This is a genomic window from Allostreptomyces psammosilenae, assembly GCF_013407765.1.
Classification (GTDB): domain Bacteria; phylum Actinomycetota; class Actinomycetes; order Streptomycetales; family Streptomycetaceae; genus Allostreptomyces; species Allostreptomyces psammosilenae.
The window spans coordinates 1,087,009-1,100,407 of record NZ_JACBZD010000002.1; the positions used below are offsets into that span (position 1 = coordinate 1,087,009).

The 13,399-nt window shown below is 74.1% G+C and carries 9 protein-coding genes; 5 read left to right on the plus strand and 4 right to left on the minus strand.

Annotated elements, in window-relative coordinates:
• Positions 1 to 8: 8 nt before the first annotated feature.
• Positions 9 to 1,514: a vanadium-dependent haloperoxidase gene (locus FHU37_RS26810; protein ID WP_246451503.1), complete on the minus strand. Its 1,506-nt coding sequence runs from the start codon at positions 1,512 to 1,514 to the stop codon at positions 9 to 11.
• Between the two features lie 270 nt (positions 1,515 to 1,784).
• Complete coding sequence (gene pepN / locus FHU37_RS26815) at positions 1,785 to 4,514, minus strand: aminopeptidase N (RefSeq protein ID WP_179817205.1); 2,730 nt, start codon at positions 4,512 to 4,514, stop codon at positions 1,785 to 1,787.
• Positions 4,515 to 4,755: 241 nt separating this feature from the next.
• Between pepN and FHU37_RS26820 the strand changes: the two genes are divergently transcribed.
• Positions 4,756 to 5,382 carry a mycothiol-dependent nitroreductase Rv2466c family protein gene (locus FHU37_RS26820; RefSeq protein WP_179817206.1) on the plus strand — a complete coding sequence of 209 codons (627 nt, stop codon included), beginning with the start codon at positions 4,756 to 4,758 and terminating at the stop codon, positions 5,380 to 5,382.
• Positions 5,383 to 5,510: 128 nt separating this feature from the next.
• Here FHU37_RS26820 and FHU37_RS26825 read toward each other — a convergent pair whose 3' ends face one another.
• Entirely contained in the window at positions 5,511 to 6,914 is a 1,404-nt protein-coding gene (locus FHU37_RS26825) for an amino acid permease (protein WP_179817425.1), read from the minus strand.
• Positions 6,915 to 7,359: 445 nt separating this feature from the next.
• Here FHU37_RS26825 and FHU37_RS26830 point away from each other — a divergent pair, with 445 nt between their 5' ends.
• From FHU37_RS26830 to FHU37_RS26845, 4 genes are all read left to right on the plus strand, one after another.
• Positions 7,360 to 7,971, plus strand: a complete 612-nt coding sequence (locus FHU37_RS26830; protein WP_179817207.1) for a biotin transporter BioY — start codon at positions 7,360 to 7,362, stop codon at positions 7,969 to 7,971.
• Positions 7,972 to 8,090: 119 nt separating this feature from the next.
• Positions 8,091 to 8,564: a ribose-5-phosphate isomerase gene (locus FHU37_RS26835; protein ID WP_179817208.1), complete on the plus strand. Its 474-nt coding sequence runs from the start codon at positions 8,091 to 8,093 to the stop codon at positions 8,562 to 8,564.
• Between the two features lie 124 nt (positions 8,565 to 8,688).
• Positions 8,689 to 9,564, plus strand: a complete 876-nt coding sequence (locus FHU37_RS26840; protein WP_179817209.1) for an Fpg/Nei family DNA glycosylase — start codon at positions 8,689 to 8,691, stop codon at positions 9,562 to 9,564.
• A 354-nt stretch (positions 9,565 to 9,918) separates the two neighbouring features.
• Positions 9,919 to 11,085, plus strand: coding sequence for a PP2C family protein-serine/threonine phosphatase (locus FHU37_RS26845; protein WP_179817210.1), 1,167 nt, complete (start codon positions 9,919 to 9,921; stop codon positions 11,083 to 11,085).
• 187 nt (positions 11,086 to 11,272) lie between these two features.
• On the opposite strand, the gene FHU37_RS26850 is transcribed toward FHU37_RS26845, so the two are convergent.
• Positions 11,273 to 13,372, minus strand: coding sequence for a PhoX family protein (locus FHU37_RS26850; RefSeq protein ID WP_179817211.1), 2,100 nt, complete (start codon positions 13,370 to 13,372; stop codon positions 11,273 to 11,275).
• Between the last annotated feature and the right edge of the window lie 27 nt (positions 13,373 to 13,399).

The window sequence follows — 13,399 nt, forward strand, 5'->3', positions numbered from 1 at the left end:
GGCGCGGGTCAGATCCGCACCAGGGTGCCGTCGAACCGCCGCAGCAGCAGGGAACCGCGCTCGGCGGTCATGGCGAGGGTCTCCCGCAGCAGGGCGATGGCGATGTCCTCGCCGAGCCGGGCCGAGGCCGAGTAGTCCGTCCGCCAGTGCACCCCGGCCATGTTGCGGGCGTTGGGGATGTTCGCGGCGAGCTTGTTCAGCTCCCCGCCGATGGTCATCCGGTCCGCGTCCTCGCCGGTGTAGGGGACCAGCACCTGGCCGTCCGCGGACGGTTCCACTGGCCCCTCGAAGGGGGCGGAGCAGTCGAACCACGCCTTGAGCACGGTGACGCACGCGGCGGCGGTGGTGGCGTGGCCGCCCCCGTAGGCCGGGTGCAGCGGGCAGCCCTCGGGTGCCGCCTGGGGGAGGAGGTAGCTGCCGAAGCGCTCGTGGGTCTCGGCCACGGCGCGGGACGCCAGGATGCCCGGCTCGATCATGTCGTAGCTCCGGCTGCCGGTGAGGTGCCGGTGCACCAGGCCGCCGAACTCCTCCGGCCGCATCCGCCGGTGCACGTTCCACTTCTGGTGCCACACCGCCTTGGCCGCGCGCGTGGACACCTCGGCGACCAGCGGCAGCAGGTGGGCCGGGCCGTGGGTGACGAACCCGGTCTGGTTGGGCGAGTAGTGGTAGGGGTTGCCGGGGTTCAGCGGGGCCCCGCGGCCGAGCAGGATCAGCCCGGCGCCGAGGTAGGCCTGGAAGAGGTAGTCCAGGAGCACGTAGTGGGCCATGTCCCGGGGCGTGCGCGGGTAGCCGCGGTTGCTCTGGTCCCGTGGCGCCGGCGGGGGCAGGTAGCCGTTCTGCACCGCCGCCCACTCGTCGGGGTCGGTGAGGTAGTCCACGCCGGGCTCGGCGAGGTCCTGGCGCTGCGGGATGTTCAGGGCGCCGTTGGGGATGTCGTGCAGGAGGAACTGCGAGACGTAGGGCCCGACGAGGTCATCGGGGGTGTTGCCGCGGAAGAGCGCGGCGGGGGTGACCCGGCCGTCGACCCGGGGGCCGCGGTACCCGGGGAGGGCGTCGAGCTCCTCGGCGGCCGCGGCGGTCAGCTCGTGCGTGCCGAACTCGGCGAAGGGGACGTCCCGGCACAGGGCCATCCAGTACAGCTCCGCGGCCTCCGCGGTGTGCTCCGCGCCGTCCATGCGCGGCGCCGGGGGCATGGTCATCGCCTGCGGGTCGGGGCCTTCGAGGTCGAAGGAGCGTCCGGCCTGGGGGTTCACCAGTGGCCTGCCGCCGGCGGTCCCGAGCGGGATCTGGCGGAAGTCGGCCTCCTCTCCCGTGCTGACGGCCCGCAGCAGGGCCCGGTAGGCGGCCGGGTCCACCTCGCCGTTCTCGTCGTGCGGCAGGCCCTTGGAGAAGTTGGCGAGGTAGGGGTAGTCGACCTCCTCGCCGTTGGACACGTGCTGCGGCACGACGCGGCCGTACTCGGCCTCCGCAGCCTCCACCCGCATGGTCTTCGCCTGTATCCGCCGGTTCCACATCTTCCCCACTCCCCTTACTGAAGGTGTCCGTATAGGCACGTTAGGTCACCATTCGGCGGTGGTGGAGGCGTGCGGGACGGTGGTGAAAGAGCGGGCGCCGGGCGGGGCCCGTTCCGCCCGCCGTCGCGCGACGGCGGAGCGGGCGCGGAGCCCGGGGCGTACGGCGGCGGAACCGCCCCACGACCCCGGGGCGGTGGACGCCCCGGGGGCGGAGGGCGCCCACGGGGCCGGGGCTCGCCCGCCGCGCCGCCGCTCGCCGCCCCGGTCCGGTCAGCCGCGTGGCGCCGACAGCGCGACGGCGTCGCACTCCCGGGCCCGTACCGCCCGCGCCAGGTCGTCCCGCGCCTCCCAGACCAGCCGGCGCAGCGCCGGAGCCGCGTCCGGGTGCGCCGCCAGCCAGGCGTCGGTGCGCTCCAGCGTCTCCTGGCCGTCCTGCCACACCGGGTACAGGCCGCGCACGATGCGCATGGCGATCTCGATGGTGCGGCCCCGCCACACCTCCTCCAGCGCGGCGAAGTAGCGCTCCGCGTAGGGCGCGGTCAGCGCCCGGTGCTCCGGCCGGTTGAAGCCGTCGATCACGGCCTCCACCATGGCGTTCGGCAGCTCGTCGCTCTCCATGACCGACGCCCACGCCCGTGCCTTCGCCTCGGCGGTCGGCCGGGCCGCCATGCAGTGCGCGTGGTGCCGGCGCCCCGAGGCGGTCGCGTCCCGGCGCAGCTCGGCGTCGATCTCCGCCTCGCCCGCCCGGCCGGCCGCCACCAGCGGCTCCAGCAGCGTCCACCGCAGGTCCCGGTCCAGCCGCAGGCCGTCGATCCGGGCGGTGCCCCGCAGCAGCCCCTCCAGCAGCCGGAACTGCTCCTCGTCCCGCGCCACCGCGGCCAGGAAGCGGGTCCAGGCCAGCTGCGGGTCGCCGCCGGGCGCGGCCAGCCGCAGCTCGTGCAGGGCGACGCCGGCCAGTTCCCGGGCGGCGCCCTCCCGGCGGGCCGGGGCCGCGTAGTGGTGCAGCGCGGTGCGGGCCTGGTCGTGCAGCGACTGCAGCACGCCGATGCCGGTCTCCCGCCCGGCGAAGGCGCGCACCAGCTCCAGGTAGTCGCCGGCCGGCATCAGCGCGTCCCGGGTCATGTTCCACACCGCGGACCAGGCCAGCGCCCGCGCCATGGGGTCGGCGAGGTCCCCGAGGTGGCCGCGCAGCGTCGCGAGGGAGGGCTCGTCGAAGCGCACCTTGCAGTAGGTGAGGTCCTCGTCGTTGACCAGCAGCAGGTCCGGGGCGGGCATGCCGGCCAGCTCGGGCACCCGGGTGGCCGGCCCGGTCACGTCCACCTCCGCCCGGCGCTCGCGGACCAGGGAGCCGTCCGCCTGCCTGCGGTAGGCGCCCACCGCGACCCGGTGCGGGCGCAGCGTGCCGGGCACGGTGCGGTCGGAGCCGCGCTCGGCCGGCACCGGGTCGGCCTCCTGGAGGATCGTCACGTCGGTCACGACGCCGTCACCGTTGGTGGTCACCCGGGGGGTGAGGGCGTTGACGCCGGCCGTCTCCAGCCAGGCCCGGGACCAGGCCCGGACGTCCCGGCCGGAGGTCTGGGCGAGCACGTCCAGCAGGTCCTGCAGGGTGGTGTTGGCGTACGCGTGCGCCTTGAAGTAGCGGCGCGCGCCCTCCATGAAGGCGTCCCGCCCGACGTAGGCCACCAGCTGCTTGAGCACCGAGGCGCCCTTGGCGTAGGTGATGCCGTCGAAGTTGAGCTTGGCGTCCTCCAGGTCGCGGATGTCCGCCGTGACCGGGTGGGTGGTGGGCAGCTGGTCCTGCCGGTACGCCCACGCCTTGCGGCGGTTGGCGAAGGTGATCCAGCCGTTCTTCCAGCGGGTCGCCTCGCTCAGCGCCAGCGCCCCCATGTAGTCGGCGAAGGACTCCTTCAGCCACAGGTCGTCCCACCAGCGCATGGTGACCAGGTCGCCGAACCACATGTGCGCCATCTCGTGCAGGATCACGTTGGCCCGCGCCTCGTACGAGGCGTCGGTGACCTTCGAACGGAAGACGTACTCCTCCCGGAAGGTCACGCAGCCGGGGTTCTCCATGGCGCCGATGTTGTACTCCGGCACGAAGGCCTGGTCGTACTTCCCGAACGGGTACGGGAAGTCGAAGTGGTCGTGGAAGAAGTCCAGGCCCTGCTTGGTGACGGTGTGGATGGCGTCCGCGTCCAGGTGCTCGGCCAGCGACCGGCGGCACAGCGCGGACAGCGGCACGACCAGCTCCGAGCCGTCCGGCAGGGTGCGCCGCCACTCGTCGCGGACCACGTGGTAGGGGCCGGCCACGATGGCGGTGATGTAGGTCGAGATCCGCGGGGTCGCCTCGAACCGCCAGCGCGCCAGCGGCACCGGGGGCCGCGCGCCCGCCGCCGGGGAGGGGTCCGCGGGGAGCGGCTCGGGCGCGCCGGCGGCCGGCGCACCGGAGATCACCGTCCAGTGCGCCGGCGCGGTCACGGTGAAGGTGAACGAGGCCTTCAGGTCCGGCTGCTCGAAGTTCGCGAAGACCCGCCGGGCGTCCGCGGGCTCGTACTGGGTGTAGAGGTACGCCTCGCCGTCCACCGGGTCGACGAAGCGGTGCAGCCCCTCGCCGGTGCGGCTGTAGGCGCAGGTGGCGTCCACCGTCACCTCGTTGGACTCGGACAGGTTCGGCAGCGCCACCCGGGCGCCGTCGAAGACCTCGGCCGGGTCCAGCGGCCGCCCGTTGAGGGTGACCGCGTGGACCTCGGGGGCCAGCAGGTCCAGGAAGGTGTCGGCGCCCGGGGTGGCGCAGCTGAACCGCACGGTCGTGGTGGAGCGGAAGGTGCCGACCGCCGGGTCGGTGCTCGCCTCCGCGGCCGGGCCGCCCGTGGCCCCATCCGGTGCCGCGAGGCCCCCGGCGTCCGCCGCCGGGGAGAGGTCCAGCGACACCTCGTAGGACTCCACGTCGAGGATGTCGGCCCGGGTCTGGGCCTCCTCGCGGGTCAGGTTCTTGCCCGGCACGTCGGAACTCCCTCGTCGTCGTGGGGATGGGGTGCCGAGGGCACGCGGGTGCGTCCTCGGCGGCGTGCGGCTGCCGGGGGCGCTGGCGTGCTCGTGGCCGCCCGTGACCGCCCAGGGCATCCGCAGCGCATCCTCCCATGTCCGGGTGCGGGAATGACGGCGCCGCCGGGCTGGTTGCCACCGGCGGGGTCGGCCTTCCCGAGACCGGTCCATCGCGTCGTTTCGAAAGCGAGGAGCAGCCATGGCGGACGAGCGCAAGATCGTCGATTTCTGGTTCGACCCGTTGTGTCCCTGGGCGTGGATGACGTCCCGTTGGATCCTGGAGGTGGAGCAGGTCCGGCCGATCGAGGTGCGCTGGCACGTGATGAGCCTGGCGGTGCTCAACGAGGGCCGGGAGCTGCCGGAGCAGTACGTCGAGTTGATGAAGAAGGCGTGGGGCCCGGTGCGGGTCGCCATCGCCGCCGAGGCCGAGCACGGCAACGAGGTGCTGGGCCCGCTGTACACCGCGCTCGGCACCCGCCGGCACCCGCAGGACCGCGAGCTGGACCGCGCCACCGTCGCCGAGGCGCTGGCGGAGGTCGGCCTCCCGGAGTCGCTGGCGGACGCCTACGACTCCACCGAGTACGACGAGCGCCTGCGCGCCTCGCACGCCGAGGGCATCGGCCTGGTCGGCCAGGAGGTGGGCACGCCGGTGATCGCCCTGGTCAACGACGCCGGGGAGAAGGTGGGCATCTTCGGCCCGGTGGTCACCCCCGCGCCCAAGGGCGAGGAGGCCGCCAAGCTCTGGGACGGCGTCCGCGCGGTGCTGGAGATCCCCGGCTTCTACGAGCTCAAGCGGACCCGGGAACAGGGCCCGATCTTCGACTGACGGCACCGGTCCGCCCCGCGCGCCCCAGCCCCGGTGGTGGCCGGGCGAGCGCGCGCGGGCGGGGGAGCACCACCCGGCGGCCGGCGGTGACGCCGCCGGCCGCCACGGGCGGGCTCGCCGCGGCGGGACTACGCGTCCCGGCGCGGCGCCTCCTCGGCGCGGCGGCGCCGGAGCACCTCCCGGAGCAGGGCGACGGCCAGGATGACCGCGGCCAGGACGCCGGCGCTCAGCAGCTGCTGCCGGGCGGCGGCGTCGCCCAGCATCAGCAGCAGCACACCCCCGAGCCCCGCCACGGCCAGCCAGGTCAGGTACGGGAAGGCCCACATCCGCACGGTCAGCCGCTCCGGCGCCTCCCGCTCCAGCCGGCGCCGCATCCGCAGCTGGGCGGCGGCCACGAACCCCCACACGACCAGCAGCAGCGCGCCCACCGAGTTCAGCATGAACAGGAACACGGTGTCCGGCCACCAGTAGTTGAACAGCACCGAGACGAAGCCGAAGGCCACCGAGGCCAGCACGGCGACGCGGGGCGAGCCGGAGCGCGAGGTGCGCAGCAGGGGCCGCGGCGCCTGGCCGCGTTCGGCCAGCGAGTACACCATCCGGGACGCCCCGTAGAGGTTGGCGTTCAGCGCGGACAGCAGCGCCAGGAAGACCACGGCGTCCATCAGCCCGGCGGCTCCGGGGACCCCGAGGCGGTCCAGCACCGCCACGTACGGGCTGGCGCCGACCTCGGCGGAGTCCCAGGGCAGCAGGGTGACGATCACCGCGACGGAGCCGACGTAGAACAGCAGGATGCGCCAGACGGCAGTGCGCACGGCGCTGCCCACCGAGCGGCGCGGGTCGTCGGACTCGGCGGCGGCGATGGTGACGACCTCCAGGCCGCCGAAGGAGAACGCCACCGCGAGCAGGCCGACGACCACCCCGTCCAGGCCGTTGGGGAAGAACCCGCCGTGCCCGGTGAGGTTGCTCAGGCCGGGGGCCGGCACGTCCGGCAGCACGCCGAGCACGGCGAGCCCGCCCAGCAGCAGGAAGCCCACGATGGTGACCACCTTCACCGCGGCGAACCAGAACTCGAACTCGCCGAAGTTCCGTACCGCGGCCAGGTTCGCGGCGGTGAGCACCACCATGAACACCAGCACCCAGGCCCACTGTGGCACCGCCGGCACCCAGCCGTGCGCGATGCCGGCCGCGCCGGTCGCCTCCACCGCGAGCACCACCACCAGCAGCCACCAGTACAGCCAGCCGACGGTGAAGCCCGCCCAGCGCCCGAGGGAGCGCTCGGCGTGCACCGAGAAGGAGCCGGAAGCCGGCTCGGCCGCGGACATCTCGCCGAGCATGCGCATGATCAGCGTGACCAGCCCGCCGGCCAGCAGGTACGACACCAGGATCCCCGGGCCGGCCGCCGCGATGCCGGCGCCGGAGCCGACGAACAGCCCCGCGCCGATGACCCCGCCCAGACCGAGCATGGACAGGTGCCGGCGGCGCAGGCCGTGCTGGAGCCCGGACCGGCCGCCGTCGGCCGGGGCGCCCCCCATCGGCTCGCCGGGCGAGGCCGCCGCGTTCGCGGACCGCTCGCCCCCGGGGCGATCGATGGACTGGCGTGTCGACATGTCGATGTGGTCTCTCTGTGCTGCGCGTGCCGCCCTCGGGCGGACAGGACGGGCCGGGGCGGCGGTCGGGCCGACCCTGGATTCCGGTACCGGCGTGGCCCCGCGGCCGCGCGGCGACGGAATCCGCGTAAGTGTCCCCCGTGACGTGCGGGAACCCAAGTGGATTCCGGCATGTGAACAACGTGTGTCCGCCGGGCGTCACCACGGCGCGCCGCCCTCCGGCCGATCCGCGCGCCGCCGCGACACGATCTGTGGGAAGTACACCAAACCGGCGGGAGTCGACTTGTCGCCGCTGCCAACGGCGGTCCGGGGCCGCACTGGATACCGTCACCGGTACCGACCGCTGACCGCCGAACGCACGGAGAACAGCATGAGCAGCCCCGCTACGACCCTCGCCCGCCCCGGGCAGGTCCTCGCCGACAGCATCCTGCGCGCCGGCGCGTCCACCGCGGCCCGCGCCCGGACCCGCGACCTGGCCCTCGTGGTCGGCGGCGCCGCCCTCACCGGCCTCGCCGCGCAGATCTCCGTGCCGGTGCCCGGCACCCCCGTGCCGGTCACCGGCCAGACCTTCGCCGTGCTGCTCGTCGGCACCGCCCTCGGGGCCCGCCGCGGCCTCGCCGCGATGGCGCTCTACCTGCTCGCCGGCGCCGCCGGCATGCCCTGGTTCGCCGAGGGCGCCAGCGGCTTCGCGATGCCCTCCTTCGGCTTCGTGCTCGGCTTCGTGCTCGCCGCCGCCGCGGTCGGCGCCCTCGCCCGGCGCGGTGGCGACCGCACCCCGCTGCGCACCGCCGGCACCATGCTGGTCGGCAACGCGGTGATCTACGCGGTGGGCGTCCCCTACCTGGCCTACGCCCTGCAGGTCCCGCTGGCCGAGGCAGCCGCCCTGGGCATGGTGCCGTTCCTGATCGGCGACGCCCTCAAGCTGCTGCTGGCCGCCGGCGTGCTGCCCGCCGCCTGGAAGCTGGTCGGCCGCCGCGGCTGACCCCACGGGCACGCGTGACCCCTCACGGGCACGCCCGGCCCACCCGCGGCCCGGGGTGCACGCGGCCCCGTCCGCCAGGGGGGCGGCGGGGGGACCGGCGCGCATGAAAGACTTCACCCATGCGCGTTTACCTCGGTTCCGACCATGCCGGATTCGAACTGAAGAATCACCTCGTCGAGTGGTTGAAGGGCGCGGGCCACGAGCCCGTCGACCTCGGTCCCGCCGTCTACGACGCCGAGGACGACTACCCCCCGTTCGTGCTGCGGGCCGCCGAGCGCACCGCCGCCGACCCGGACTCCCTCGGCGTCGTCATCGGCGGCTCCGGGAACGGCGAGGCGATCGCCGCCAACAAGGTCAAGGGGGTGCGCGCCGCCCTGGTGTGGAGCGAGGACACCGCCCGCCTCGGCCGCGAGCACAACAACGCCAACGTGATCAGCCTCGGCGCCCGCCAGTACAGCGCCGAGGAGGCCGTCCGGTTCGTCGAGATCTTCCTCGGCACCGCGTACTCGGGGGCCGAGCGCCACACCCGCCGCATCGAGCAGCTGGCCGCCTACGAGACCACCGGCGAACTGCCCCCGCTGCCCGAGGGCTGACCGGCACCCCGCCGGTCCACCCCTTCCCGAACCAGCCCTTCCCGACCCATCACCGCGCGCACCGCCCCGCCCCGTCCGGCGAGCGGGGCGGTGGCGCGCGACACGAAGAGGAACCCGCCCCGCCGTGCCCGAGGGCCACACCATCCACCGGCTCGCCGCCGCGTGCATCGACCACTTCGCTGGCCGGAAACTTCTGGTCAGCTCCCCGCAGGGACGTTTCGGCCAGGGGGCCGCCCGGCTGGACGGGCTGCCGCTCGCCGGCGCCGACGCGCACGGCAAGCACCTGTTCCTCCGTTTCGGGACCGACCCCGACGAGCCGGTCCACCGCCTCCACATCCACCTCGGCCTGTACGGCAAGGTGACCTTCGGCACCGGGCCGGTCCCCCCGCCCACCGGGCAGATCCGGCTGCGGCTCGCCACCGGCGAGGCCGTCGCCACCGACACCACCGCCGCCGGCGACGACGGCCGCTGGATGGACCTGCGCGGCCCCACCGCCTGCGAACTGCTGGATCCCGCCGAGGAGGCGGCCATCCACGCCCGCCTCGGCGCCGACCCGCTGCTCCCCCCGGACGACCCGCGCGCCGACCCGGAGCCGGCCCGCCGCCGCATCGCCCACAGCCGCACCACCATCGCCGCCCTGCTCATGGACCAGTCCGTGATCGCCGGCGCCGGAAACGTCTACCGGGCCGAGGTGCTCTTCCGACAGGGCATCGAGCCGCACCGCCCCGGCAGGGACGTCACCGCCGAGGAGTGGGAACGCGTCTGGGCCGACCTGCGCGCCCTGATGGCCGAGGGGGTGCGCACCGGGCGCATCGACACCGTGCGCCCGGAGCACACCCCGGAGGCCATGGGGCGCCCGCCCCGGGTCGACGACCACGGTGGCGAGGTCTACGTCTACCGCCGCGCCGGCATGCCGTGCCTGATCTGTGGCACGCCCGTCGCGACGGAGTCACACGCGGCCCGCAACCTCTTCTGGTGTCCGACCTGTCAGGCACGCTGATCCCTAGCCATCGCGCGCCCCACGGGCGGACACTCGACAGCGTCCCCCCACACCCCGTCAACCCGGCCCGGAGCGACGTCGGCTGACGCCGGCGACGACGGCACGCCGAGAGTCACACGCCCGCTCGAACCGTCACCCGCCCGCGCCCCACGGCGCCCGACGGGGAACCCGGTCCGGCGCGGAAGCGTTGATGATGCGGCGAGCGCCGACGCCGCCCGGCACCGACCGGACGCACCGCGACGCACCCGCCACGCCATATCCACAAGGAGCACTTTTTGGACCGCTTGCACCCCAGGCGCCCGGAACGTCGGGGAACGTCGACGTTCCGTCGGTCGGGTCGGTAAGGTCCCGACCATGGAAGGCGGCCTGCCGGGCGGAAACCCGACGATGGCCCGGTGGCGCAGGTCCGCGCTCCGGGCCTGGCGGCGCATGCGCCGCCAGGCTGTGGACGACTTCCGCGGTGACGGCACCGACCGCACCGCCCTCACCGTCCTGCTCGCCCTGCTGCCCGTGCTGGCCCTGGGCACCGTCGTCTCCCCCGAGTGGTTCCCACCCACCGCCCTGGTCGTCCCCGTCCTCGTCGGCGGCCTGGCGCTGCGCCCCAGCAGCCTGGTCCTCCTCTACACCGCCGCCAGCGGAACGCTCGTCACCGAGGCGCTGGTGATGTCCGTCTGGCAGGGCGGCGTCGCCCGGGTGTCCCCCGGAAGCATCCTCGTGGTCAGCGCCGTCGGCTGCATCGGCGCGCTGCTGGCCCAGTTCCGCGCCCGCCTCGGCGTGCCCTGGCGGCGCGGCGAGTCCATGCTGATCGACCTGCGCCAGCGCCTGCGCGTGCAGAGCCGGGTCCCCGGCCTCGGCAAGGGATGGCACCACAGCATCGAACTCATGGCGGCCGGCGGACAGCTCTTCTCCGGCGACTTCGTGGCGGCCGCCCGCCCCCTGGGCACCCGCCGCCTGGAGGCCGTCGTCGCCGACGTCTCCGGCAAGGGCATGGACGCCGCCTCACGCGCCCTGCTGCTCTCCGGCGCCTTCGGCGGGCTCCTCGGCTCCCTGCCCCGCGACCAGTTCCTGCCCGCCGCCAACGGCTACCTGCTGCGCCAGGAGTGGGACGAGGGCTTCGCCACGGCCGTCCACTTCGTCGTCGACCTCGACACCGGCGAGTACGAGCTGCGCTCCGCCGGGCACCCGGCCGCCCTCCACCTCAGCGCCGACAGCGGCAAGTGGGCCGTGCTCCAGCCGGAGGGCGCGCTGCTCGGCGTGCTGGACGGCGCGGAGTTCGAGGCCATGCGCGGCCGCATGGAGCCCGGCGACGTGATCCTGCTCTACACCGACGGCCTCGTGGAGATGCCCGGCAAGGACATCAGGGACGGCATGGACGTCCTCACCGACGTCTGCGCCAAGCTGCTGCCCACCGCCGTCGAGACCTCCGCCGCCTGGAAGGGGCTGGCCCGGACCCTGATCGAGACGGTGGCGAAGGACGTCAACGATGACCGGGCGCTGCTGGTGATCCGCCGCAAGGCGTGAGGCCGCGGCGTGACGGGCGCAGTGTGACGGGTGCGGCGTGACGGGCGCAGTGTGACGGGTGCGGCGTGACGGGCGCGGCGTGACGGCCGCAGGGTGACGGGCGCGCGGGGAACGCGTGACGGACGCGTGAGGGGAGCCACCGCCTCGGTGGCTCCCCTCACGCGTCACTCCGGCACCGGGCCGGGAATCACGAACCCACGCGGGTGTTCTCGCCGTACTTCTTCCAGATGGCCACCACGCCGGGCCGCGGGAACTCCCCGTACGGCCAGGAGCTGCTCGGCGCGGCCAGTGTGCCGCCCTCGCCCGGGTGCTGGACGGCGATCAGCGCGGTGCGCTGGTCCCAGCTGATCGTCGGGCCGCAGCACTCGGCACCGTTCGGGACGGTCGCGAACTGCTTGAGGTGGCCGCGCTCCTCGCCCTCCAGCGGCATCGCGAACAGGCCGTCGTGGTACCCCAGCGCGTTGCCGTCGGTGGAGATCCACAGGTTGCCGGCCGCGTCGAAGGCCAGGTTGTCCGGGCAGGAGATCGGGCTCACCTTGGTCTTGTCGTACCCGGCGAAGTAGGTGTTCGGGTCCTCCGGGTCGCCGCACACCAGCGGGATCGACCAGCGGAAGCGGGCCGCCGCGGCGTCGTTCCCGTCCTCCACGATCTCCAGCACGTGTCCGTGCCGGTTGGCGACCCGCGGGTTGGCCTCGTCCTGCTGACCGGGCTGCCGGGCGCTGTTGTTGGTCAGCGCCACGTACACCGCGCCGGTCTTCGGCGACGCCTCGACGTCCTCCGGCCGGTCCATCTTGGTGGCACCGACCTTGTCGCCGGCCAGGCGGGTGTGGATGAGCACCTCGGCGGCGGTCATCCCCTCGACCCTGCTCTCCCCGTTGACCACCAGCGGGATCCACTCGCCGGTGCCGTCGAAGGCGCCGTCCGAGGGGAGCTTGCCGGTGCCGTCGATCTCCGAGGCGTCGCTGTCGCCGGTGAAGCGGGCCACGTAGAGGGTGCCGTTGTCCAGCAGCGACAGGTTGTGCTCGCGGGCCCGGCGGCTGTTCCCCTGCGCGACCTTGTCGCGCGAGACGAACTTGTACAGGTAGTCGAACCGCTCGTCGTCACCGAGGTAGGCCACCACCCGGCCGTCCTTGGCCAGGTGCGTGTTGGCCGCCTCGTGCTTGAAGCGCCCCAGGGCGGTGCGCTTGCGCGGTGTGAACTCGGGGTCGTAGGGGTCGATCTCCACGATCCAGCCGAAGCGGTGCGGCTCGTTCGGGTGCCGCGTCAGGTCGAAGCGCTCCTCGTGCCGCTCCCAGCCGCGCTCGCTCACCCGGGTGCTGGTGGTGATGCCGTAGCGCCGGTAGGAGGTGGCCAGCTCCGCCTTCACGCCGTTGCTGGCGCCGAAGTACTGGTTGAAGTTCTCCTCCGCGGTGAGCACGGTGCCCCACGGCGTCTGGCCGCCCGCGCAGTTGTTGAAGGTGCCGAGCACCCGGCGGCCGCTCGGGTCGGCGGCGGTGCGCAGCAGCGGGTCGCCGGCCGCCGGACCGGTCAGCTCCATCACGGTGTGGCCGTGGATGCGGCGGTTGTACTTCAGCTTGCGCCGGTCGCCCTTGCGCAGCCGCCACTCGCCGGTGTCACCGACCCGCTCGACCTCCACCACGGACAGGCCGTGCGCCGCCATCGCGGTGAGCACCTGCTCACGGGTGGCCTGCGCGCCCCCGGCCCAGCCCGGGAACATCATCTCCTCGTTGGTGTACTCGTGGTTGCACACCAGCAGGGCGCGGTTGCGGTCCTCCAGGGGGAAGAACCACACCATGTCGTTGTTGTAGCCGAACTGCTTGCGCTGCTTCGCCGAGGTCTGGGCGTTCACGTCGAACTCGGGGGCACCGGGCTCCACGGCGTCGCCCCACGCGATGACCACGGAGTGGTCGTACCCGTTGGGTACGGAGACGCTGTCCATGGTGTTCGGCGCGACGGCGGAGAAGGTCAGCGCGGAGCCGGAGACGCCGGAGCCACCGGTCGGGCGCGACTGCGGCGCCGGCGAGGCCGTCGCCGTGGCGGCACCGGCCAGGCCGAGGCCGCTGAGCCCCACCCCGGCCACGACCGCGCCGAGAGCACCCCCGCGCAGCATGCCGCGGCGGGACAGGGCCCGGGCGGCGACGTCACCGAAGTACTCGTTGTCGGAGGTGTTCGGCGCCGGGTGGAAACAGGCGTTGCCACACCGGTACAGGCAGGTCTGAGGGGACCGGCCGGACTGCTTGGAGAAGATCGGCAGCAGTCTGCGGCCGGGCTGGTGCTGCTCCGTCATGGAGGTTTCTCCCAGGGACGAGATCCT

Coding starts and splice junctions, on each gene's coding strand:
- FHU37_RS26850 (WP_179817211.1), bottom strand. CDS start 13,372: ATGACGGAGCAGCACCAGCCCGGCCGCAGACTGCTGCCGATCTTCTCC.
- FHU37_RS26810 (WP_246451503.1), bottom strand. CDS start 1,514: ATGTGGAACCGGCGGATACAGGCGAAGACCATGCGGGTGGAGGCTGCG.
- FHU37_RS26830 (WP_179817207.1), top strand. CDS start 7,360: ATGAGCAGCCCCGCTACGACCCTCGCCCGCCCCGGGCAGGTCCTCGCC.
- FHU37_RS26845 (WP_179817210.1), top strand. CDS start 9,919: ATGGAAGGCGGCCTGCCGGGCGGAAACCCGACGATGGCCCGGTGGCGC.
- FHU37_RS26835 (WP_179817208.1), top strand. CDS start 8,091: ATGCGCGTTTACCTCGGTTCCGACCATGCCGGATTCGAACTGAAGAAT.
- FHU37_RS26825 (WP_179817425.1), bottom strand. CDS start 6,914: ATGGGGGGCGCCCCGGCCGACGGCGGCCGGTCCGGGCTCCAGCACGGC.
- FHU37_RS26820 (WP_179817206.1), top strand. CDS start 4,756: ATGGCGGACGAGCGCAAGATCGTCGATTTCTGGTTCGACCCGTTGTGT.